Below are 21,979 nucleotides of genomic sequence, written 5' to 3' on the forward strand. Positions count from 1 at the left end.
CAGGGGCCACTCCCTCCACGGTCGCTCGGCTGCTGCTCGCCCTGCCCCCCGAGGCCGCCGCCCGGGTCCGACAGAAGTGTCGGAACACCCGTAGCCCCCGGTCGCCCACCGCGGCCGGGGGCTCTCTCGCGCCCACGCGCATGGGCATGATCGCGAAAGTCCCACCGGAAGGCACCCGACGGGATCCCGGGAAGGCGAGGGCAGTGCGCCGGCGGCCGCGGGGGTGGGAGGCGACCGCCTGTCCCGCATTGACTTCCTGCTCCGCAGACCCGTGAAGGGGACTCCCATGACCGTGGTCGACGTCAACGAGGCGTTCGCCGCTGAACAGGCCGGCCAGATCGAGCGGGTCCGTATCCGGCGTGAGGCCCTGGACGCCGGTGGTGTCACACCGGGTGCCGCCCACCGCGCGTCACGGTGCCGCCCACCGCGCGTCACGGTGCCGCCCACCGCGCGTCACGCCGTCGGCTGCTCCGCTGACCGCAGCACCAGCAGGGTGATCTCGCTGGGCGCGAAAACACGGAACGGCGGGCCCCAGAAGCCGGTGCCGCGGCTGGTGTAGAGGAGGGTCCGCAGACCGTGGCGGCTCAGCCCGGCCACCACTGGCTGGTCGATACGCACCAGGTAGTGGAACGGCCAGATCTGGCCGCCGTGGGTGTGCCCCGAGATCTGCAGGTCCACTCCGGCGGCTGCGGCCTCCCCCACGAACTTCGGCTGGTGGGCCAGCAGCAGCACCGGCAGGTCCGGGTCCGCTCCCGCCAGCGCCCCGGCGAGATGGGCGCCATGGCCGGCCAGGCCCGAGGACTCGGCCGTCACGTCGTCCACCCCGGCGACCACAAGGCGGTCGCCGCCGCGCTCCACCACCAGGTGGCGATTGCGCAGTGGCTCCCAGCCCAGCTCGCCCATTCGGTCGACCCAGCCCTGCGCCTCGCCGTAGTACTCGTGATTGCCGGTCACATACACCCGGCCCATGGCGGCCTGCACGGTGCCCAGTGGGGCGGCCTGGGCGCGCCGACGCTCGGCCGTGCCGTCGGCGATGTCGCCGGCGTGGCAGACCAGATCCGCCTCCAGCGCGTTCACCTTCTCGCACACCCGCGCCGACCAGCGGGCCCGGTTGAGCGGGCCGTAGTGGGTGTCGGTGATGACCACCACGCGGGTGCCGTCAAGCCCGGCGCCCAGCCGCGGCAGTGTCACGTCGGCGCGCCGTACCCGCGGTACCCGCCGTGCCTCGAAGGAACCCCAGGCCAGCAGCCCGGCGGCGACCCCGAGCACCGCCCATGCGACGATCCGTGCCCGGTCCTGGCCGTCGCCGACCCCGCCCAGCACCAGCGCGAGCCGCAGCACCACGCCGAGCAGCACCGACCAGGTGAAGAGCACCCAGGTCGTACCCAGCAGTGTGTCCCCGACGATCGCGGCCCGGTCCTGCTGCCGACGGCCGTGGCCGCGCATCATGGCAAAGGGCATCCCGAGAAGCCCGAGCACGGCCAGGACGGTCCCGCCCAGCTCCACCGGGAACGGCCAGCCCTCTCCGGAAAAGAGCAGCACCCACCACGGCACGCCCCACAGCAGCACCGGTGCGACCAGCGGGATGAAGCGCAGCACACGGCGCAGCGGACTCGACCCGGACGACGGCGCCGCGCTGTCGGACTCGGCGCTGTCGGACTCGGCGCCCGGCCGGGCGTCGGGGTGTGCGCCAGGCTCTGCATCGGGTGCGGGGCCGGCCAATGGGCCGGGCTCAGCCGGTCGGGTATCGCTGGCCTCGGCCATCCTGCCCCTCCTCGCAGCCAGGGCGCGCCACCTTCCGGACGACGGTCGCCCGCCCCGGACGTTCGTCCGGTTCATGCGGGGCACCGGAAGTCGCATGCAGCACCTGATCAGGTATGTGCGGTTCCGGGCGATCACGGCAGGCTCGGACCGCAAGCTATCGCGCGTACATTACCTGATCTCCCTCGGGCCGGTCGGCGTGCTCGGCCGAGCCCCGGCGGCCGGCCGCTCCGAGCCCGGAGGTCAGCCGGTCGGGTGCCGGTCGGCGCGCCAGGCACAGCCGTGTGAGGAGCAGAAGCTGACCCGGACCGAGTGGTGGGACCAGGTCTGGCGCGGCGGTTCCGACGAAGCGGGTTCCGTTCTCCAGGGAACCTGCGGCGGCGATCCGCTACTGCTCAGCTCCGCGGGCACCCTGGAGCATCCGGCCGACGACGGCTGCGGCCCGCTCCGGGTGCGCCGCCAACCAGCCACCGAGATGCTCCTGGACGGCCTCCCCGACACAGGCCCGCACGGTGGCGCCCTCCAGTCTGCCGCGTGTGGCGCCCGAGAACTCGGGATGATCCAGCAATGCGGCGACGGCCGCGAACGGGAAGAACGGCGACGCGTCCGACGCGAGGTCGAACTCCGCCTGAAGGGCGGCCTGTTCGGGTGCTGGAGGTGGGCAGACCCGGTCGGTCCACGTGATGACGTGTCAGTTCCGTTGCGCTCGGTAGAGGTCGCGCAGGAGGGCGATCTCGGCGCCGTGATGCAGCAGTTCCTGATTGACCCACCAGACCGTCTCGACAAAGGGATCATCCGGGTCGCTGCCGTACGGGTAGGTGCTGTGCCCGACGGTGTCGAGCGCGGTCTCGTCGGCTGTGAGCAGGGCCGCTCGCCATGCCGCGGCGCCGGCGTCGAAGGCCGCGCTCGCCCCGGCTGCGTCGCCGTGAAAGCGGTACTTGTCACGCGTCAGGGTATGGGTGCCGTTGGTGTGGTCGGCGCGCAGCGTCAGCATCTCGCTGAGGTGGCCCAGGCGCCAGGCGATGGTGGTGAACGGCGGTGGCGCGGGGTGCGGGCTGGGTGCCGAGTCACGCCCCCAGTCCCCTGCACCGACCAGCAACGTGGCCCCTGTGCCCGGGCCGTCCGAGCACCGTCGGATCGACCAGCAGTCGGGTACCGGCTCCCAGAGGTACTCGTCGTCGGTCATCGGCCCGACCTTGACGTCGGTGCCGTTGCCGCTGTCCACGACCGGGCCCGCCATTCGGTCGGTGAGACGCTTGCAGACGAAGTCGAACTGCTGCAGCAAGGGGATCAGACGCGGTGATGTCGGCATCGCATGCTCCTGTGGTGAGCGGGATTCGGCATCCGGCGCGGATCTGCCGTCCCGCAACCTGTCACAGTCGGCCCGACCCGTCGACTCCATTTCAACAGGTGTCCACTGAGCTGCGCATGAGCCCGGGGTCGTAGCCTGAGACGTGGCAACGCCGGCGCGTCACAGAGCGTTCCCTGCCACCCGGATGTAGACAAACACGCTCGCGAACGCCACCCAGGCCATGCCGAACAGCAACCAGCTGCCGTTGCGTCGGTGCCTTCCCAGAACCAGGCATCCGAGCACGCTGTAGGCACCCCAGGCGGTTTCCACAACCCTACTGAGACTGTACGGGTTGAGCAGATGCATCGTCCCCCCACTGTCGGAGAAATGCCCGGCACCTTACCGCCGTTGGCTGCTGGGGGATGGGTGGGGTGCTGTTCGGCCCCCTCTCGGCATGCGGAGTGGCCGGCTGGTACGACCGGGGCGGCCTGCACGGTGAGCGTCAAGCCTGGCGCGCCCTGGTTCCGTCCCGATGGATCACCGACATCAACAGGTCGTGGGTAGCGCCGTCGGCCGCCACGACCAGTCCGTGACCTGCTTGTCCGACCGGGGTGCCGTCGATGTCGGTGACGACGCAGCCTGCGGCCCGGCACAGGGCGATCCCGGCAGCGAAGTGCACGCTGCGGGAGAGGTCGCCCCCGTCTGTGACGTATGCGGCGCGCTTCCCGGCGGCGACCCAGGCCAGCGCGAGCGTTGTCGAGACCACTCGGGGCCGGAACCGTTCGACGAACGCGGGGTGGGCCAGCAGATCCACGGCCCTGAACATCGGCGCACCGGGGAAGGGCGGGTCCAGATTGACATCCACGAGGCGCGAGTCGGCCGAGGGCGTCAGCCGGACTTCAGCGCTGTCGTGCTGCTGGACCCAGGCGGTCTCCCCGTCGGTGGAGAAGACCTCGCCGGTGAACGGGTCGGCCACCGCCGCAACCCGACCGGTCAGTGCGACGTTCACAGCCACCAGCATGCTGCCGACGGTGTAGTTGACGGTGCCGCACAGCGGATCCACCAGCCACAGGCGCTCAGCCTCCGCGCTGCCGTGCTGCCCGCCCTCCTCGCCGAGTACGGCGTCCTCGGGCCGGGCCGCACGGATGACACCGAGGATCGCCCTCTCGGCCTCGATGTCGGCGGAGGTTGCGAAGTCCCCGGCACCCTTCTCGACACGGGTGAGACGCTGACCGAACAAGGAGCGTACGACATCCGCTCCGGCACGCGCCGCCTCCGTCGCAACCACGGCATCATCGAGGTTTCTGTAAGCGTCGATCACGCAGCGTGTCCCTTCGCCGGCAACGGCTGCCCGCCCCGGGCGGGACGGCTACCGAGAGCCGGACGCACATCGCCGGCCTTCCCCTTCTGCCCGTCAGGTGCGCCGGACGAAACCGCGTTGGCCGAGGTAACGGTGAGCGGTTCGGGAAGCACGCCTCGCCCACCGGATCTCCGGCGGGAGTTCGGCCGCGGCGGAGGCCGGCGCGCAACCGGGGCCGATGTCCCTGCCGGGGCAGCACCGCTGTTCTCACCGACACCGACCGGCGAAGGCCGCGACCGCATCCGTCGTCCCCGCCGGTGCGCCACCCTCACTCAGCCGGCCCCGCCTTCGAGGCGGGGCCGGGACTGCCGTTCGGTGAGGCTGCGTGAATCGGTCTAGCCGAATTCGCCGTCGCGCACACCGCTGCGGAATGCTGCCCACTCTGCTGCGGTGAAGCGCAGCGGCGGCAGGTCCCTGTTCTTGGAGTCACGGACCGCAACGGCTCCGCCACTGAGTTCCGCGACCTCCACACACAGCTCCCGGTAGGGCGAGTAGCTGCTCACGACCCAGTGCGCGTCGGTCAGGTCCATCGAATACAGTTCAACCTTCTCTGCGTCCATCGCTGGTCCTCCTTGGCTGTCCGGTCGGACGCTCTCCTTCAGCATCACTCCGACGGTCCCGGCATGCATCTCCAGACCCCCTGAAGTCCCTGACGATTCCAGAATCCTCAGGATCGTCAGACCGGCAGCCGTCGGTGATCGTTCAATGAACAGTTCGTTGACGACACGGAGAGTTGTCCCCGTCCTACGAGATGTCAGCCCGGATCCACCGATCGGTGACTGTGTGAGGCTGCCCCGACGAAGAAGACGTGCCCTGTGACCTGCGAGGATGGGAGTTCTCCAGGCTTCCGGCTCGCAGCAGGACAAGGCACGTCGTAAGTGACCCATACCGCCGCGGCGACCTTCGCGGCGTTCGACTACCCGAACCGCCTCGCGTACGGCGGGCCGGCCCCGGCGGTCCGGCTGGCCGAGCGATGCGGCCTGCCGGAGCCACCCTCCCTGCCCACCAGCAGAAACACCGCGCAATCCACCCCGAAAACCACAGAACCGCACTCATCGAATGCGACTCTGTGGATCCAGGTTCAGAGCCCTGCGAGCTCGCACGGTTCCAGGACTTCACTTGGTCGTGCCAGGCCGGACATGTCGGCTGCGCTGCGACGTCATGGCCGAGATGCCGGCGTGTGCGGCCCCTGAGACCGAGCTCCTGCCCGCCCCGAGCCCACTCATCAGTGACCCACACCAGCCCAGTGGCCAGCACATACAGATGGAGCGAGTTCAGTCGCTATGCTCGCCCCAGAACCCCGCGTGGGGGCCGGGCTGCTTCGAGGGGAACTCATGACCGCGACCTTGCGCACGTGGCCGTACCTGCTCGCCGCGCTCCTGCGCCGGGAAGACCTGAGCGCGGACGACACCCGGTGGGCGATGCGCGAGGTGATGGACAACGCCCACGACCCGGCCTGCTTCGCCGCCTTCCTGGTCGCGCTGCGTGCCAAGGGCGAGACCGCTCCGGAACTCGCCGGACTGCTGGACGCGCTGATGGAGCGAGTGGTCCCGCTGCCCCTCGACGGCTCCGCGATGGTCGACATCGTCGGCACCGGCGGGGACGGCGCTCACACCGTCAATATCTCGACCATGGCTGCGATCGTCGTCGCCGCCGCCGGAGTACCGGTCGTCAAGAACGGTGGCCGCTCGGTCTCCAGCAGGAGCGGATCTGCCGACGTCCTGGAAGCCCTCGGACTGCCGCTCACCCTCGACGCCGACCAGATCGCCCGCTGCGTCACCGAACTCGGCCTGGGCTTCACCTTCGCGCCCGTCTTCCACCACGGCCTGCGCCACGCCGCGCCGACCCGCCGCGCCCTGGGCGTGCCGACCGCCATCAACTACATCGCACCGCTGACCAACCCGGCGCGCTCCGGCATCGCTCTCGTCGGCTGCGCCAACGCCGAACTGGCTCCCGTCCTGGCACAGGTCCTGGCCGGCCGCGGCGCCCGGGCCCTGGTGGTGCGTGGCCATGACGGGCTCGACGAGATCACCACCGCCGCGCCGACCGACGGGTGGATCGCCCAGGAGGGAGGAGTTCGCGCCGTCACCTTCGACACCGCCCACTTCGGCCTGCCACGGGTCGACGCCGATGCGCTGCGGGGCGGGGACGTCACCTATAACGCCGCCGCGGTCCACACGGTGCTCGGCGGCGCTCCCGGAGCGGCCCGCGATGCGGTGCTCGCCAACGCGGCGGGCGCTCTGGCCGCGTACGACGGCTTCGCCGGTTCATTCGAGGAGGCCTTCGCCGCCGGCCTGGACCGGGCGCGGGCCGCCGTCGACAGCGGTGCCGCTGCCGCCCTGCTGGAGCGCTGGATCAAACTCGCGGGCTCGCTGGCCCAGCCGCGCTGACCGCGGCGCCGCCCCGACCCGTGCGAGGCTGGTCATCTGACGAGTGTCTGCACGCCGGCGACGATGAAGAGGCACCCCACCAGCGCCAGCAGCGCCCCCAGCAGGCGCTGCACAGCAGGGCGGACTGGATGCGGCGCCAACCAGCGAAGCCGTGGCGGCAGACTCGCCCGCTCGGCCACCTGACGGTTGTGCAGACGGGTCATCACGGCCCGGAAGTCGGCCGCCCACGCCAGGCCGGCGCCCGAGGCGACGGCCCCGAGCACTACGACGACGACGGCCTCAGCGAACATGCCGCAGCCAGCCGTGGGTGTCCTCGGAGCGCCCGTACTGTATGCCGAGCACCCGGTCGCGCAGCGCCTGTGTCTGCTTGCCCGGCTCGCCGTCTGCGACCGTGAGCGTGCGCCTCGTGCTCTTGATCCCGAGGACGGGAGTGATCACGGCTGCCGTGCCTGCCGCGAAGACCTCTGTGACGGTTCCGTCCGCGATGCCGACACACAGTTCCCTGAACGGGACGGGGCGCTCGACGGGTGTCAGGTCGAACTCGGTGGCGAGGGCGAGGACGGTGTCGCGGGTGACCCCGTCCAGGATGGTGCCGAGGGCCGGGGTGACGAGCTCGCCGCGGGAGGTGACCAGGAAGAGGTTCATGGTCCCGGCCTCCTCGACGAAGGCCTCCTCGTCCAGGCCGTCCAGATACAGGACCTGATCGCAACCGTGCCGCTCCGCCTCGACCTGCGCGGCCACCCCCGCACCGTAGTTGCCCCCGCACTTCGCGGCGCCGGTGCCGCCCTGGCCCGCCCGCGTGTATGCGGTGCTCACCCACAGGGTCACCCCGCCCCTCGCCGAGGCGAAGTAGCTCTGCGCGGGGCTCGCGATGACGGCGTATGTGACCTGCTCGGCCGGCCTCACGCCGAGGAAGGGCTCGGAGGCGAACATGAACGGCCGCAGGTACAGGCTCTCCTGGGTCGTTGCCACCGGCACCCAGGCCTCGTCCGCGCGCACCAGTGCCTCGATGCTCGCCAGGAAGTCGTCCTCCGGCAGCGGTGGCAGCCCCATCCGCCCTGCGGACCGGATGAATCGCTGGGCGTTGCGCTCGGGCCGGAACAGCCAGATGCTCCCGTCCGCGTGCCGGTAGGCCTTGAGTCCCTCGAAGACCTCCTGTGCGTAGTGCAGCACCGACGAAGCCGGGTGGAGGGAGAATGGCCGCACCGCAGTCACTTGGCGGTTGTGCCAGCCGGCCTGCGGGGTCCAGAGGGCTGACGCCATATGGTCGGTGAAGTGCCGGCCGAAGCCCGGTGCGGCCAGGACGGCCGCCCGCTCGGCTTCGGGCACCGGGCTCGCCGAGCGCAGCAGTGGGAAGGCAGAACTCATCGTCAGGTCCTCGTCTCTGTCATGGTGCAGCCGCGGCGGGCCGCGGGCCGGGTGCGGGTCACAGGTCGGCCAGCAGCAGGGCCGGGCGCTCTACGCAGTCGGCGACGTACCGCAGGAAGCCACCGGCGGTGCCGCCGTCACAGACGCGGTGGTCGAAGGTCAGGGAGAGCTGGGCCACCTTGCGGACCGCGAGCTGCCCGTCGACGACCCACGGCTTGTCGGTGATCCGGCCGACGCCGAGCATGGCGGCCTGCGGGTGGTTGACCAACGGGGTGGAGCCGTCGACACCGAAGACCCCGTAGTTGTTGAGGGTGAAGGTTCCGCCGGTCAGCGAGCGGGGCTCCAACGCGCCGGTGCGGGACAGCCCGGTCAGCCGGGTGAGTTCGGCCGCCAGGGCGGCCGTGGTCAGCCGCTGCGCGTCGCGGACGACGGGGACCAGCAGGCCGCGGTCGGTCTGTGCGGCGAAGCCCAGGTGCACCGCGGGGAAGCGGAGGACCTCGCTGCGCTCCTCGTCCACCGACGCGTTCAGCTCCGGGAACCTGCGCAGCGCCTCGACGCTGATCCGTGCCAGCAGGGCCAGCAGGCTGATCCCCCCGCCGGTGGGCGAGGCACGGAGGGCGTCGCGGGTGCGCAGCAGTTCGGTCGCGTCGACGTCGACCCAGGTGGTGGCGGCAGGGACCGCTCCCGCGCGGGAGAGCTTCTCGGCGGCGGTTCGCAGCCGGCCCCGCAGGGGGATGCGTTCGACCGGGTCGGGGGTGTGCTGCGGGCGGAGGTCTGCCGCGGTGGGCGGGACGGCCGCGGCCTGCGCGATCGCCTGCTCGACGTCCCGGCGCAGCACGACGCCGTACCGTCCGCTCGGGGTGAGCCCGGCCGGGTCGATACCGTGCTCACGGGCCAGCAGCCGGACCCGCGGGGAGATCACCAGCGGTGCCACCGCCCGGTCGGACGACGGGACGGCGGCGACCGGGGGCCGGCGTCGCCGGCGGCCGGCCGGGTTGTGGTCCGTCCCGAACCCGACGAGGACATGGCCGCTCCCGCTGCCCGCGTCCCGCCCGCCACCCTCCCGGCCGCCACCCTCCCGCCCGCCACCCTCCCGCCCGCCACCTTCCGGGGCGGCGGCCACGGGAGCCGTGGCCTGCGATCCGACGGTGACGAGCGAAGCGCCGACCGCGACCACCGCTCCCTCCTCGCCGTGCAGTTCCAGCACGGTACCGGCGTACGGCACTGGCAGCTCGACGGTCGCCTTCACCGTCTCGACCTCGACCACCACCTGGTCGGCCTCGACGGTGGAGCCGACCTGGACCCGCCAGGAGAGGATCTCGGCCTCGGTGAGCCCTTCGCCCAGGTCGGGCAGGACGAAGACGCGGTGCTGTGCGGTGGTGGTCATGCGCTCCTCCGGGCAACGTGCAGGGTGTCCGGGACGTCGTGGAACTGCAGCCGCCGGACCGCGTCCAGGACCCGGTCCACCCCCGGCAGATAGGCGTGCTCCAACTTCGGCGGCGGGTACGGGATGTCGAAACCGGCGACGCGCAGGACCGGGGCCTCCAGCGAGTGGAAGCAGCGCTCCTGGACCCGCGCGGCGATCTCGGCGCCCATCCCAGCGAATCCGTGGGACTCGTGGACGACCACGCAGCGGCCGGTGCGCCGCACCGACGCCGACACCGTCTCGTCGTCGAAGGGCACCAGCGTGCGCAGGTCCACGACCTCCAGGTCGAGTCCCTCCTCGCGCGCGGCCGCGGCCGCGGCCTCCAGTGCGACCGGAACTGACGGCCCGTAGGCGACCAGCGTGGCGTCGCGGCCCGGGCGGCGGACGGCCGCCCGGCCGAACGGGGCCGCCCCCCGCCGTTCCAGGTCGGCGTCGTCCTTGGACCAGTACAGCTTCTTGGGCTCCAGGAACACCACCGGGTCCGGGTCGCGTACGGCGTCCCGCAGCAGCCAGTAGGCGTCCTCGACGGTCGCGGGGGTCACCACCTTCAGTCCCGGCGTGTGGGCGTAGTACGCCTCGCTGGAGTCGCTGTGGTGCTCGACACCGCCGATCCCACCGCCGTACGGGATCCGCAGGACCACGGGCAGCGCCACCCGGCCGCGGGTGCGGTTGCGCATCTTCGCCAGGTGCGAGGCCAGCTGCTCGAACGCCGGGTACGCAAAGGCGTCGAACTGGAGCTCCACCACTGGGCGGAAGCCGCCCATCGCCAGGCCGATCGCGTGCCCCACGATGCCGGACTCCGCCAGCGGAGTGTCGAAGCAGCGCTCCTCGCCGAAGGCGTCCGTCAGTCCGTCGGTGATCCGGAACACTCCGCCGAGCCGGCCGACGTCCTCCCCGAACACCAGGACGCGATCATCCTCGCGGAGCGCGTCGCGCAGCGCCGTGTTGAGGGCCTGCGCCATCGTGACCGTTCCCATGTCAGCCCTCGGCCTCCTTCAGTTCCCTGGCCAACTGCTCGCGCTGATCACGCAGTTGGGGGGTCGGATCGGCGTAGACGTGGTCCAGGAGCTCGAGCGGGTCGGCCGGGTATTCGTCGTCCGTGCGCGCGCGCAGGTCGGCGGCCAGCTCCTCGGCCTCGGCCCGCACGGCGCGGACATCCTCGGTGGTGAGGACGCCCTGGTCCCGCAGGTACGACTCCAGGCGCCGCAGCGGGTCCGCCGCACCCCAGCGCCGGACCTCGTCCTGGTTCCGGTAGCGGTCGGGGTTGTCGGCGTTGGTGTGCCCGTCCATCCGGTAGGTGTGGGCCTCCACCAGGAAGGGCCCCGCACCGGAGCGCGCGTGCTCCACCGCCGCGGTCAGGACCGCGACCAGCGCCACCGCGTCGTTGCCGTCGACCTGCTCGGAGCGCACCCCGTAGCCGACCCCCTTGTACGCCAGGGCCGGCGCGGCCGTCTGCCGGTCGAGCGGGACGGAGATGGCGTACCGGTTGTTCTGGACCAGGAAGACGACCGGCGCCCGGAAGACCGCGGCGAAGTTCAGCGCCTCGTGGAAGTCGCCCTCGCTCGTCCCGCCGTCTCCCACGAAGGCCATCACCACACCGCCCGTGCCCTTGCGGCGCAGCGCGTCCGCCATACCGGTGGCATGCGGCAGCTGGGTGGCCAGCGGCGTGCACGGCGGCGCGATCCGTGCGGCCATCGGGTCGAAGCCGCAGTGCCAGTCACCGCGCAGCAGCGTCAGCGCCTCCACCGGGTCCACGCCGCGGGTCACCATGGCCACCGTGTCGCGGTAGGTGGGGAAGAGCCAGTCGGTGGGCCCCAGCACGAGCACCCCGGCGACCTGGCAGGCCTCCTGTCCACGGCTGGAGGGGTAGACGGCGAGCCGTCCCTGCCGCGCCAGGGTCGACGCCTGCTCGTCGAATCGCCGTCCCACCACCATGTGGCGGTAGGCCGCACGCAGTTGCGCCGTCGAGGGGGCGGCGTAGTGCGCGGACGCCGTCGACGGTGCGCCGGCCTCGGTGACGAACTGCACGGGTACTGCCGCGGGCAGCAGGTCGTGCGCCGGTGGTCGGACATGTGGCACGGACGACGAGGCTGTGGCCGGCATGGGGCGGCTCGCTCTCTGGGCAGGAGGGTCAGGTGAGAGAACGTCAGGCGAGGGCGGTGGCTTGGCCGGTCGACTCGGACCGGACCTCGGACCCGGCGGGCTTGCGGCGGTTGATCCAGGTACGCTCCAACTTCGCCACCACGTCGGGGCTGTGCATCCGGGTGGCCTGCTCCAGCGCGTACCGGCTCATGTAGGTGCGGAACAGGTCGTCGGACTCCTCCGCGAGGTGGAGCATCCGGCGGTTACTGGGAACGGCCGGGTCGGCCAGCCGGTCGGCGGCCGCCGATACGGCCGCGTCCATCCGCTCGGGCGCGACGACCTCGTCGCACAGCGCCAGGGCCTCGGGGCTGTCCGCGGCGACCGACTCGCCGAAGAAGATCAGCCGCTGCGCCATCCGCCGGCCCACCACCCGCCCCAGCCGCATATTGGCCGCGCCAGGGACGATGCCTTCGGTGAGCGCGGGCAGCGAGAAGTAGGCGTCGGATGCGGCGATCACCCGGTCCAGCACCAGGGCGACCTGGCACGCGCCGCCGATCGCGAAGGTCTCCACCGCGCCGACCCACGGCTTGCCGCCCGACATGCCGAGCGGACCGCGGGTCGAACCGTGGTCCAGGCCGTGGATCAACTTGCGGATGTAGCCCAGCTCCCGGCGGAGCATGAAGTCGACGAAGCCGATCTGTCCCGCGTACAGGTCGGTCAGGTTGATGCCGGCGCCGAAGGCGCGCCGGCCGGCGTATCGAGGGTGGGAGAGCACACTGCCGCGGAGCACCCCGACGGACACCGCGTCGTCGAGCAGGGCCAGGTCCACCGCGGTCTCCAGGGCCTCGACCACCGCGTCGTCCTCGGCGTTGAGGACGTGCTGGTTGCAGACGGTCACCTCGGCCACACAGCCGTCCCGGTGGATCACGGCCTGCCCGAGGTCCAGGTGGCCGGTCCTGCGGAACTCGGGGAGCAGCCGCAGCGCCTGCTCGGTGGGGGCCAGCATCGAGCGCAGCAGGTGCTCGCCCGTGTCGCGGCGGCCCAGCAGGTGGGCGAAGAGGATGCCCTGGTCGACCTCGGCGCCGGACTTCGCCGCCTGTGTGACCAGGCGGTCGGCGGCCAGGTGGTCGCGAGCCGGGACCAGGCCCGGGTAGCGGTCCGCCGCGGTGAGCGCCAGCTCGTCCACCCGGACCTGGCGGCTGCGGCCCGCGGTCAGCTCGTCGTAGACGCGCCCGGCGTGCAGGTCGAGGAAGCGGTGCCGCAGGCCCCGGGCTGCGGTGTTGATCCGCTCGGCGCTCGCGTGCTGTTCGGGGGAGCGCTCGGCCCGCGGCGGCAGGGCCGCGGTGAGCTCCGAGCAGGCCAGCAGGTAGGCGCTCAGCTCGTGGCTGTCCGCAGCGTGCTCCCCGCCCAGCTCCGGGGCCTCGGGCAGGCTGGTCGTCGCGGGACCGGACCGGTGCATGTCCTGGGTCGGCACGTGGGTGGACAGGGTTGTCTCCATGGTGGGTTGGTCTCCTCAGGTTCTGGTCCGCGGTTCGGGTGGCCCGGCCGCGCTGGTGCGGCGGTCAGCCGAGATCGAGACCGGACCGCACAAGGGCGGTGAACAGTTCGCCGGTCACGTCGTGGACCGCGTGGTGGTCCCCGGCCGCCCGGTGCGTGCCGAACTCGCCCGCGGTGTAGTCCCGCCAGCCCTGCATGAGGCCGGCGGGGACCACCGGGTCGTCGGTGCTGGTGAGGATCCGGATGTCGCAGGGCAACGGCTCGGCGGTCGCCGGCACGTACTCGGCGGCGAGGCGCAGGTCCGTGCGCAGGACCTGCAGCAGCCTCAGGACGAACTCCTCGTGTCTCAGCAGGGACGCGGGGATTCCGTTGGTGGCGCGCAGGAAGTCCAGCAGTTCGCCGTGCGGCAGGAGGTGGTAGGAGGTGGTGGCCGCCAGGTGGGGCGGCCGGGCCCCGGAGATGATCAGCCGCTGCGGCAGCGGGTGCCCGCGCTCGTGCAGGTGCCGCGCCAGGGCGTAGACGAGCAGGCCCCCGAAACTGTGCCCGAACAGCACATACGGCGGTCGCAGCAGCGGCAGCAGCGCCGTGGCGACCTGCTCGCTGAGCTCGTCGAGGGTGTCCGGCACCGGGTCGCCGGAGCGTGTCTCCCGTCCGGGCAGCTGGACCGGGAACAGGGCCACGGAGTCCGGCAGGTGCGGACGCCACGAGGAGTACGCGCTCGCCCCGGCGCCCGCGTGCGGGAAGCAGAAGAGCCGCTCCCCGCCCGCGCGTTCGTCAACAGGACCCAGGATCCAGGGCGTCCGGCCGGAGCTCACGCGCTGCCCCGCCGGGTGTCCACAAGGCCCGCGATCAGCGCGCCGGTGCGATTGTCCAGCAGGTCGACCAGGGTCAGGCCGCTGTCCGGCAGTGCCTTCTCCAGCGTCGTGAACAGCTCCACCAGCAGCAGGGAGTTGCCGCCCAACTCAAGGAAGTCGTCGTCCGGTCCGACGTCCTCGAGGCCGAGCGTGTCAGCGATCGCCGCCAGGATCAGGCCCTCCAGGGCGGTGCCCGGCTCGGCCGACCGGTCGCCCGTCCCGCCGAACACCGGTGCCGGCAGGCCCTTGCGGTCGACCTTGCCGTTGGCCGTCAGCGGGATCTCGTCGAGCCAGACGAACGCCGCCGGCATCATGTACGACGGTACCCGGGCACTCAGGTGCTCCCGCAGGTGCGCGTCGCTCGGGCGGGTGTCGCCCACCAGGTAGGCCGCCAGCGCCCGCCCGCCCGGCGCGTCGTCGCGCACCACGGTGGCCACCGCCCGCACGTCCGGGTGCGCAGCCAGCGCCGCGTCCAGTTCGCCCAGCTCGATCCGGTAACCGCGGATCTTGACCTGGTCGTCGCCGCGGCCGAGGAACTCCAGGGTGCCGTCCGGCAGCCAGCGGGCCAGGTCACCGGTGCGGTAGATCCGGCTGTCCGGCGGGCCGAACGGATCGGTCAGGAAACGTTCCGCCGTCAGCTCGGGCCGGTTCAGGTACTCCCGGGCCAGGCCGTCGCCGCTGAGCCACAGGTCGCCCGGCAACCCGACCGGCAGCGGCGCGAGGTCCTCGTCGAGGACGTACGCCTGGGTGTTGGCGAGCGGACGCCCGATGGGGATGGTGGGACGCGTGGTGTCGGCCGGCTCGATCGGCTTCCAGGTGGCGAAGAGCGTGCACTCGGTGGGGCCGTACACATGCAGGAACCGGGTGTTCTCCAGGTACGGCAGCAGGCTCGCGGCACTGGCGGGCGAGAGCACGTCACCGCCGACGAGCAGCTGCTCGACCTTCGCCAGCTCCTGCGGGAACTGCTCCGCCGCCACGTGGAGCTGCGGGGAGACGAGCAGCAGGACCGTGATCCGGTGGCGCTGCAGCGAGGCCTTCAGCAGATCCGGGAACGGCAGACCGGACGGCGGCAGCACCAGGGTCCCACCGTTCAGCAGCGAACCCCACAGCTCCAGCAGCGAGGCGTCGAAGGTCAGCGGCGACAGCTGCAGGTGTGTCTCACCGGGTCCGAGCCGCGCGTAGTCCGCGCCCTTGACCAGTCGGCTGAGCGCCCGGTGGCTGACCGCGACGCCCTTGGGCGCCCCGGTCGAGCCGGAGGTGTAGATGACGTAGGCGAGGTGCTCGGCGGTGGCCGGCGTCATGGGATCGCTGACCGGCCGGTCGGCACCGGCCGGGTCCGGCAGGTCGAGGAGCAGCACCTCGGCGGACAGGTCGGTGAACGCCGCGGCTCCGCCGGTGTCCGTGAGGACGACCGGCGCGCCGGCGTCCTCCACCACGAACGCCCTCCGCTGCGCGGGGTGTTCGGGGTCGAGCGGCAGATAGGCGCCGCCCGCCTTGAGGATCGCGAGCAGTGCGACCACCATCTCGACAGACCGGTGCAGGCACAGGCCGACGGGGACGTCGGGGCCGACACCGAGCCCGATCAGCCGGTGGGCGAGCCGGTTGGCCCGCACGTTCAGCTCGCCGTAGCTGACCCGCACGTCCTCGTGTTCCACTGCGATCGCCTCGGGGTCGCGGCGGACCTGCTCCTCGAAGTGCGCCGCCGTGGTGCGGTCGCGAGGGAAATCGCGCTCCGTGCGGTTCCACTCGGACACCACGAGGGCGCGCTCCTCGGGAGGGAGCACCGGCAAGGCGGAGACCGGCGCCTGCGGGTCTGCCACGGCCGCGCTCAGCAGGTGCACCAGCCGCCGTACCATCCGCTCGGCGGTGACCGGTTCGAACAGGCCGGTGTCGTACTCGAGTTCGCCGTGCACCTGCTCCCCGCGCAGTACGAAGGCGAGTGAGAGGTCCCGGGCCGCTGTCCCCAGGTGCAGCTCCACCGCAGTGCACACCGCACCCGGGTACTGCGGCAGCACGGGGTCCGAGCCGCGCACGGCGAACCTGACCGGTACGGGCTGGCGTGCGGGATCGCCGCAGGCGCCCACCAGGGCCGCGAGCGCGTCGGGCGGCAGGGCGGTCGCCGCCGCGCGGGCTCGCTCGAGCCGGTCGCGCACCTGCTGGGCGAGCTCCAGGAATGTCGGGTCGTCCGTCAGGCTGAGCGTGAGGACGACGTCGGTCTCGGGCCGGCCGAGCCCGGTGTCCGGGCCAGTCGGGTCCGGGCGTACCGGGACCAGGACGGGCACTGTGCGCTGGGCGGTGTGCCGGGCGAGCAGGGCCACCGCGCCGGCGTACAGGGCGGCGGATCCGGCGGATTCCCCCGGCAGGGCGAGCAGCTGCCGGGTCAGCTCGGCCGGGAGGACGAAGCGCTCGACGGCGCCGGTGCGCTCCGTACGGGCGGAACGGGGCAGGTCCGTCGGCAGGTCGAGGACCGGCAGGTCGGCCAGGTGCCGCTGCCAGTGGTCCCGGGCTTCGCCCACCTCGGCGGCGCCCGGCGAGGCCGGCGTGGCCAGCTCGGTGTCGCCGGCCGGTGCGCCCGGACGGTCCGCCGCGCAGGCGCGGGCGTGTTCCACCAGGAGGGCGTCCACACCGGCGCAGTCCAGTGCCAGGCGGTGGGCCACCGCCACCAGCAGGGACTCCTGGTCGCCGATCTGCAGCAACCGTAGGCGCACCAGCGGTCCGCGCGTGGGGTTGAACGGCTCGCGGGCCACCCGTACGGCCTCGGCCGGGGCGTCCTCGCGCGACACCTGCGACGCTGAGAAGTCAACTGCCGTGTCCTGGGCGGCGATCGTTGCCGGTGCGCCGTCCGCGGACAGTACGGTGCGCAGCGCGGGATGCCGCCGGGCCAGCAGCGCGAGGGCGCGGCGGGCGGCGTCGGCGTCGAGGTCTCCCTCGATCCGCAGACACCGGACCACGTGCTGGGAGGGGTGCGAGCCGCCGTCGAGCGATGTGTCGGCCGGGTGTGCCAGGGCAGTCACGGTGCTTCCTTTACGGTGTCGCCGAGTGGGTGGAGTTCCCGCAGTGCGGCCCCTTCGGGCCGCAGGACCGTCCGCACGGGGAGGCGTTTGACGCCTGCGATGAACGTGGAGTGCAAGTGGCTTGGCTCTCCGGCGAGTTCGATCCGCTCGAAGTTCCTGGCGATCTCCTCGAACAGGACCGTCAGTGCCAACCGGGCGACGTGGGCGCCGATGCACCGGTGTGCGCCCACGCCGAACGCGATGTGGCGGTTGGGGTAGCGGTCGACGCGGAAGCGGAAGGGATCCGGGAACACGCTCTCGTCCCGGTTGGCCGAGCCCAGCCACACCGTCACCGGGCAGCCGGCGGGGATGGCCGTGTCGCTCAGCTGGACGTCGCCGGTGGTGTGGCGCATCGCGTGGTTGGCGGGCGAGGACCAGCGCAGGACCTCCTCCACCAGGGCGGCGGTGTCGCCGGTCGCCAGCCAGCGGGCGTGCTGGTCGGGGTTCTCGAGCAGGGCGAGCAGGCCCGCACTGGCCGCGTGCGAGGTGGTGACGGTCGCCCCGATGAGCAGGCTGTACGCGTTGAGGATCACCTCCTGGCGGCTCAGCGCGCGACCGTCGGGAGCGGCCCGCAGCAGCACACCGATCAGGTCGTCCGCCTCGGCCCGGCCGGGGCGCGAGACCTCCCGGTGGAAGTGGAGGAAGATCTCCGAGTGGGCCCGGCCCAGCACTGAGGACCGGGAGTCGCCGGCGTCGGCGTAGTCGGGGTCCGACTCGGCCACGGCCGCGTAGGTGAAGTGCTTCAGGCGGTCCCAGGAGGCCTCCGGAATCCCGAGCAGGAAGCCCGCGATCGCGATGGGGTAGTACGCCGCCTGCGCGGCGAAGTCCCAGGTGTCCTGGCGGGCGGCGACGCAGAGCAGCCGCCGGGAGAACTCCCGGAGCCTGGGCTCGAACGCCCGCACCGCCTTCTTGCCCAGGTACGGGACCAGCGGCTCCTTGAGCCGGTGCTGCTGCGGCGGGTCGGTGACCGCGAGCATCTTGCCGCCGGCGATGTCGGTCTGCCCCAGCGTGGTGAGGATGTTGCCCCGCTCGGTGGTGAACTCCGTGTGCCGGGCGAGCACCCGGGAGGCGTCTGCGTACCGGGTCACCGCCCAGAACTCCGGCCCGTCCTGCGCGGGGCACTGCCGGTGGACCGGATCCTCGGCGCGCAACCGGGTCCAGACCGGGTGGGGGTCTCCGGTGCCGAAGTAGTGGGGGTCGGACAGGTCCGGCTCCGGGCCTTCTCCCGTCGACGGATCGTCAGAGGTGATGCGCATGTCGTCAGGTTCCTTGCCGGGAGCCGAGGGCGGAGATCATGCCGGGCAGCGAGGCCCAGACCTGGGGGGTGTAGAAGTGGGATCCGGGCAGCACGTCGTGCCGGAACCCCCCACGGGCCAGTTCGCGCCAGTGGTCCGCCGTGTTCGGCTCGATGACCTCGTCGGACTCGCCGGTGAACAGCTGGAGCGGGACGTCGAGCGCCGACCCGGCCCGGTAGGTGAAGGAGTCCCGCACGTGCAGGTCCGCACGCATCAGGTCCAGAGCCATCTCCCGCAGGTCGGGGTCGTCCAGGGCGTGCTGGGGGATCAGTCCGAAGGACTGCATCCATCCCATCAGCTCCGCGTCCGAGTGCCCCTCACGAGGGGAGTTGGGCCACATGTCGTGGCCGTCCAGCTGGCGGCGCGGCGAGTTGGCCGACGAGACCACCACCGAATCGGGAGCGCGACCGCCGCACTCCTTGATGCGGACGGCCAGGTCGAAGGCCATCCACCCGCCCAGACTGTGCCCGAACAGCACGTAGGGGCGGTCGGCGGCGGACAGCACGGCGGACAGCGAGTCCTGGACCAGCTCCTCCCAGTCGGCCGCGAACTCCTCGGTGAACCGGCCCTCCCGTCCCGGATAGCAGATCGCCGCCAGTTCGGTGTCGTCCGGAACGGCCGCGGTCCACGGCAGGTAGGCGCCGGTGCCGCCGCCGCAGAACCCCAGGCAGAACAGGATCCTGCGGGCCCCGGGATTGCGCCTGGGCCGGACAACGGTGGTGTCCCGGACAGCTGCTGCGTCGCTCATGCGGTACCGTCCGTCGTCGTCTGCCGGGAGTCGATGTAAGCGGCGAAGGCGCCGAGGCGTGAATGCCGGTAGATGTCCTTGGTGGTGATGATCGGTCCGAAGGTCTTCTTGAGACCGGCCACCGCCCGGATCGCGGTCATCGAATGGCCGCCCAGGGCGAAGAAGTCGTCGTCCCGGCCGATTCCGGTGAGACCGAGCACCTCGCGCCAGGCCTGGGCGACGACCGCCTCGGTCCCGGCGCGCGGCGCCGAATCGGGTCGCGGGTCCGTGCCGGTCGGTGGATCCTCCGGTGCGGGCAGTGCCGCTTCGTCCAGCTTCCCGTTGGGCGTCAGGGGGAGCGCCGCAAGCACCGCGAATGCCGACGGAACCATGAACTCAGGCAGCGCGGAAGCCGCGTACGCGCGCAGCTCCTCCGCCCCCGGGGCCGAAGCCCCGGCCGGGACCAGGTACGCCACCAGCCGGCCGCCGTCGGACCCGTCCGCGCGGACCACGACGCGCACGCCCGCGATCTGCGGATGCCGGCCGAGCACCGCCTCGATCTCACCCAGCTCGACCCGGTACCCGCGTACCTTTGCCTGGCGGTCACGGCGTCCGAGGTACTCGAAGGTCCCGTCAGTCCGGTGCCTGACCCGGTCGCCGGTGCGGTACATCCGGCTGCCGGGTTCGCCGAACGGGTCTGCCAGGAACCGCTGGGCGGTCAGGCCGGGTCGGTTGACGTAGCCGCGCGCGACGCGCGGGCCGGCGATGTACAACTCGCCCTCCGCCTCGTCGGCGACCTGCCGCAGCCCGTCGTCCAGCACATACAGCCGGCCGTCCGGCAGCGCCGTGCCGATGCCCGGGACCTCACCGGTCACCCAGCCGACAGTGGCGTCCACCGTGCACTCCGTCGGGCCGTACAGGTTCAGGCACTCCAGGATGCCCCGGTCCCTGGCCTCGGCCAGCTTCCGCCAGGTGTGCTCGGGGATCGCTTCGCCGCCCATGAACAGCCGGAGCATCCGCTCCCCTGCGGGCCGTGCGAGCAGCGTCTCCTCCAGGAAGGTCCAGTGGGACGGGGTGAGGTCGAGGTCGTCCACGTCATGGCGGCGCAGCGCCAGCTCCAGCTGCGTGGCGTCCTTGCGCTCCTCCTCGGTCAGCACCACGACGGTGTCGCCGCGGCAGACCCGGGTCCACTGCTTGACCGAAGCGTCGAACGCCACGCTGGCGTTCCAGGCGACCACGCGCGGCCCGGGGCCGTAGGCGCCCACCCGGTCCAGGGCCGCGGCCAGTGACGCCACGGACCGGTGCGTCACCTCGACACCCTTGGGCCGGCCGGTCGAACCGGAGGTGAAGATGACGTACGCGCTGTCGGACCCGGAGCAGTTGTCGAGGTGCTCCTCGGACAGCCCGGTGTCCGCAGCGGTGTCCGGACCGAGGACCACCGCGTCCGCCGGTGCCAGCTCGGGGCGCCGGCTGGTGATCAGTGCCCGGATGCCGGCCTCCTCGGCCATGTAGGCCAGCCGCTCGTCCGGGTATTCCGGGTCCAGTGGCACGGAGGCCGCGCCTGCTCGCCACACGGCGAGCAGCGCCACCACAAGCCCGGTGCCGCGCTCCAGGCAGACGCCCACGCGTCCGCCCCGGGAGATCCCACGGGCGACCAGTGCGGTGGCCAGCTCCCGCGTGCGGTGGTCGAGTTCCGCGAAGGTGAGTGTGCCGTCCGCTGCCGTCACCGCGGTTCGCTCCGGAGCCTCGAGGACGGCTCGCCGTAGGCCCGTCAGGAGGGTTTCCTGCTTGATGAAGTGATCGCCCATTCCCAGTTTCCCCAATGTCCGCAACCGTCGCGTCCGAGTGCCCGTCGGGCCTCAGAAGGACGAGGGTCCGGCCTCGACGGTCGGCCGGCAGGCGGCCAGCTCAACCGGATTGCCCATGGCCACCACGATCTTCCGGTCGCCCTGATAGGGGTCCCGGCCGTGTGCCGTGAGGATGTTGTCGACCAGGAGCAGATCGCCCACCTGCCAGGTCTCGCGCACCGTCGCCTCGTCGTAGGCCGCCCGTACGGCATCGAGGTCGGCCTTGGTGAGCGGCTCGCCGTCGCCGAACGCGGTGTTGAACGGGAGGTTCCCCGGCCCGAACTCGTCCACCAGGACCTCGCGCAGGTCCTCGTCCAGCGCCCACTCGTTCCAGAACGCGAGGTGGTTGAACCAGACCTCGTCACCGGTGTCGGGGTGGTTGATGACGCCCGGCCGGAGCTGGCGGGTGCGCAGATTCCCGTCCTGCTGCCATTCGTGGGAGATCAGGTTGTCGGCGCAGTAGCGCTCCACCACCTGCTGGTCCTGCGAAGAGAAAGCCGTGCGCCAGTCGGTGGAGAGGTGGTCGGAGTAGGTCCGGGTGAGCTGCCAGCCCACCGCCCGCATCTTCCGCGCCAGCTCCTCGGGTACGGTCCGCAGCACTCTGCGGCAGTCCGCCACCGGGGTGGCACCGCCCGCGTCGGGGGCCGTGAGGCAGCTGAAGACCAGCAGCCCGGGGAAGGTCAGGGTGTAGCTGTTCTCGTTGTGCATCTGGATGCGCTGCGGTGCGGGGAGGTCCGTCGAGGAGAACACCCCCTGGCCGAAGTCGCTGCGCGGGGTGGCCTTCTCGCGGTACGGAGTGGCGGCCGGGATGAGCCGGTCGCGGACCGCCGCGAAGTCGTCCACCCGGGTGATCGGCAGACCGCGCAGGTACAGCGCCCCGTGCTCGTGCAGCGCCGCCGACAGCTCGCCGCCGACGGATCCCAGCCAGTCGCACGCCTCGGCGATGTCCGCGAAGTCCGGCGCCTGAGCGGTGGCCGGCTTGCCGGGGACGACCTGCCAGTCGAGTGCGATCTTCGTCATGTGCACCT

The 21,979-nt window shown here is 72.1% G+C and carries 19 protein-coding genes; 1 reads left to right on the forward strand and 18 read right to left on the reverse strand.

Annotated features, from left to right (window positions below):
- Nucleotides 1–453 precede the first annotated feature (453 nt).
- The 6 genes from AB0761_RS34160 to AB0761_RS34185 all read right to left on the reverse strand — a co-directional run bounded on the left by AB0761_RS34160 (nt 454) and on the right by AB0761_RS34185 (nt 4,972).
- Nucleotides 454–1,764, reverse strand: a complete 1,311-nt coding sequence (locus AB0761_RS34160; RefSeq protein WP_377273128.1) for a metallophosphoesterase — start codon at nt 1,762–1,764, stop codon at nt 454–456.
- 385 nt (nt 1,765–2,149) lie between these two features.
- Nucleotides 2,150–2,446 (reverse strand): hypothetical protein, encoded by a 297-nt coding sequence (locus AB0761_RS34165; protein ID WP_377274473.1) that lies wholly within the window; start codon nt 2,444–2,446, stop codon nt 2,150–2,152.
- Nucleotides 2,447–2,452: 6 nt separating this feature from the next.
- A complete protein-coding gene (locus AB0761_RS34170; RefSeq protein ID WP_377273129.1) occupies nt 2,453–3,073 on the reverse strand; it encodes a DinB family protein in 621 nt (206 codons plus the stop codon).
- A 159-nt stretch (nt 3,074–3,232) separates the two neighbouring features.
- Nucleotides 3,233–3,418, reverse strand: coding sequence for a hypothetical protein (locus AB0761_RS34175; protein WP_377273131.1), 186 nt, complete (start codon nt 3,416–3,418; stop codon nt 3,233–3,235).
- 136 nt (nt 3,419–3,554) lie between these two features.
- Nucleotides 3,555–4,373, reverse strand: a complete 819-nt coding sequence (locus AB0761_RS34180) for an inositol monophosphatase family protein (protein WP_377273132.1) — start codon at nt 4,371–4,373, stop codon at nt 3,555–3,557.
- 374 nt (nt 4,374–4,747) lie between these two features.
- Nucleotides 4,748–4,972, reverse strand: coding sequence for a DUF397 domain-containing protein (locus AB0761_RS34185; RefSeq protein WP_377273133.1), 225 nt, complete (start codon nt 4,970–4,972; stop codon nt 4,748–4,750).
- A 774-nt stretch (nt 4,973–5,746) separates the two neighbouring features.
- Between AB0761_RS34185 and trpD the strand changes: the two genes are divergently transcribed.
- A complete protein-coding gene (trpD, locus tag AB0761_RS34190) occupies nt 5,747–6,802 on the forward strand; it encodes an anthranilate phosphoribosyltransferase (protein ID WP_377273134.1) in 1,056 nt (351 codons plus the stop codon).
- A 32-nt stretch (nt 6,803–6,834) separates the two neighbouring features.
- Here the strand turns inward: trpD and AB0761_RS34195 are convergent, their stop codons facing one another.
- The 12 genes from AB0761_RS34195 to AB0761_RS34250 form a co-directional block, all read right to left on the reverse strand.
- Nucleotides 6,835–7,092 carry a hypothetical protein gene (locus AB0761_RS34195; RefSeq protein ID WP_377273135.1) on the reverse strand — a complete coding sequence of 86 codons (258 nt, stop codon included), beginning with the start codon at nt 7,090–7,092 and terminating at the stop codon, nt 6,835–6,837.
- Nucleotides 7,082–8,170, reverse strand: a complete 1,089-nt coding sequence (locus tag AB0761_RS34200; RefSeq protein WP_377273136.1) for a branched-chain amino acid aminotransferase — start codon at nt 8,168–8,170, stop codon at nt 7,082–7,084. The genes AB0761_RS34195 and AB0761_RS34200 overlap by 11 nt, the downstream gene beginning before the upstream one ends.
- Nucleotides 8,171–8,228: 58 nt before the next feature.
- Nucleotides 8,229–9,557: a dihydrolipoamide acetyltransferase family protein gene (locus AB0761_RS34205; RefSeq protein ID WP_377273137.1), complete on the reverse strand. Its 1,329-nt coding sequence runs from the start codon at nt 9,555–9,557 to the stop codon at nt 8,229–8,231.
- Nucleotides 9,554–10,573, reverse strand: a complete 1,020-nt coding sequence (locus tag AB0761_RS34210) for an alpha-ketoacid dehydrogenase subunit beta (protein WP_377273138.1) — start codon at nt 10,571–10,573, stop codon at nt 9,554–9,556. Before AB0761_RS34210 ends, AB0761_RS34205 begins: the two co-directional genes overlap by 4 nt.
- 1 nt (nt 10,574) lies before the next feature.
- Nucleotides 10,575–11,699: a pyruvate dehydrogenase (acetyl-transferring) E1 component subunit alpha gene (gene pdhA, locus AB0761_RS34215; protein ID WP_377273139.1), complete on the reverse strand. Its 1,125-nt coding sequence runs from the start codon at nt 11,697–11,699 to the stop codon at nt 10,575–10,577.
- A gap of 43 nt (nt 11,700–11,742) precedes the next feature.
- Nucleotides 11,743–13,176 (reverse strand): enoyl-CoA hydratase/isomerase family protein, encoded by a 1,434-nt coding sequence (locus AB0761_RS34220; protein WP_377273140.1) that lies wholly within the window; start codon nt 13,174–13,176, stop codon nt 11,743–11,745.
- Nucleotides 13,177–13,240: 64 nt separating this feature from the next.
- On the reverse strand, nt 13,241–13,990 hold the full coding sequence (locus AB0761_RS34225) for a thioesterase II family protein (protein ID WP_377273141.1): 750 nt from the start codon (nt 13,988–13,990) through the stop codon (nt 13,241–13,243).
- On the reverse strand, nt 13,987–17,043 hold the full coding sequence (locus AB0761_RS34230; RefSeq protein WP_377273142.1) for an amino acid adenylation domain-containing protein: 3,057 nt from the start codon (nt 17,041–17,043) through the stop codon (nt 13,987–13,989). Before AB0761_RS34230 ends, AB0761_RS34225 begins: the two co-directional genes overlap by 4 nt.
- A complete protein-coding gene (locus AB0761_RS34235; protein ID WP_377273143.1) occupies nt 17,040–18,338 on the reverse strand; it encodes a cytochrome P450 in 1,299 nt (432 codons plus the stop codon). Before AB0761_RS34235 ends, AB0761_RS34230 begins: the two co-directional genes overlap by 4 nt.
- A gap of 4 nt (nt 18,339–18,342) precedes the next feature.
- Nucleotides 18,343–19,125, reverse strand: a complete 783-nt coding sequence (locus AB0761_RS34240) for a thioesterase II family protein (protein ID WP_377273144.1) — start codon at nt 19,123–19,125, stop codon at nt 18,343–18,345.
- Nucleotides 19,122–20,912, reverse strand: a complete 1,791-nt coding sequence (locus tag AB0761_RS34245) for an amino acid adenylation domain-containing protein (protein WP_377273146.1) — start codon at nt 20,910–20,912, stop codon at nt 19,122–19,124. Before AB0761_RS34245 ends, AB0761_RS34240 begins: the two co-directional genes overlap by 4 nt.
- 51 nt (nt 20,913–20,963) lie before the next feature.
- Nucleotides 20,964–21,971 carry a TauD/TfdA family dioxygenase gene (locus AB0761_RS34250; RefSeq protein WP_377273147.1) on the reverse strand — a complete coding sequence of 336 codons (1,008 nt, stop codon included), beginning with the start codon at nt 21,969–21,971 and terminating at the stop codon, nt 20,964–20,966.
- Nucleotides 21,972–21,979 lie beyond the last annotated feature (8 nt).

The organism is Peterkaempfera podocarpi, from assembly GCF_042466665.1.
Taxonomy (GTDB): Bacteria; Actinomycetota; Actinomycetes; order Streptomycetales; family Streptomycetaceae; genus Peterkaempfera; species Peterkaempfera podocarpi.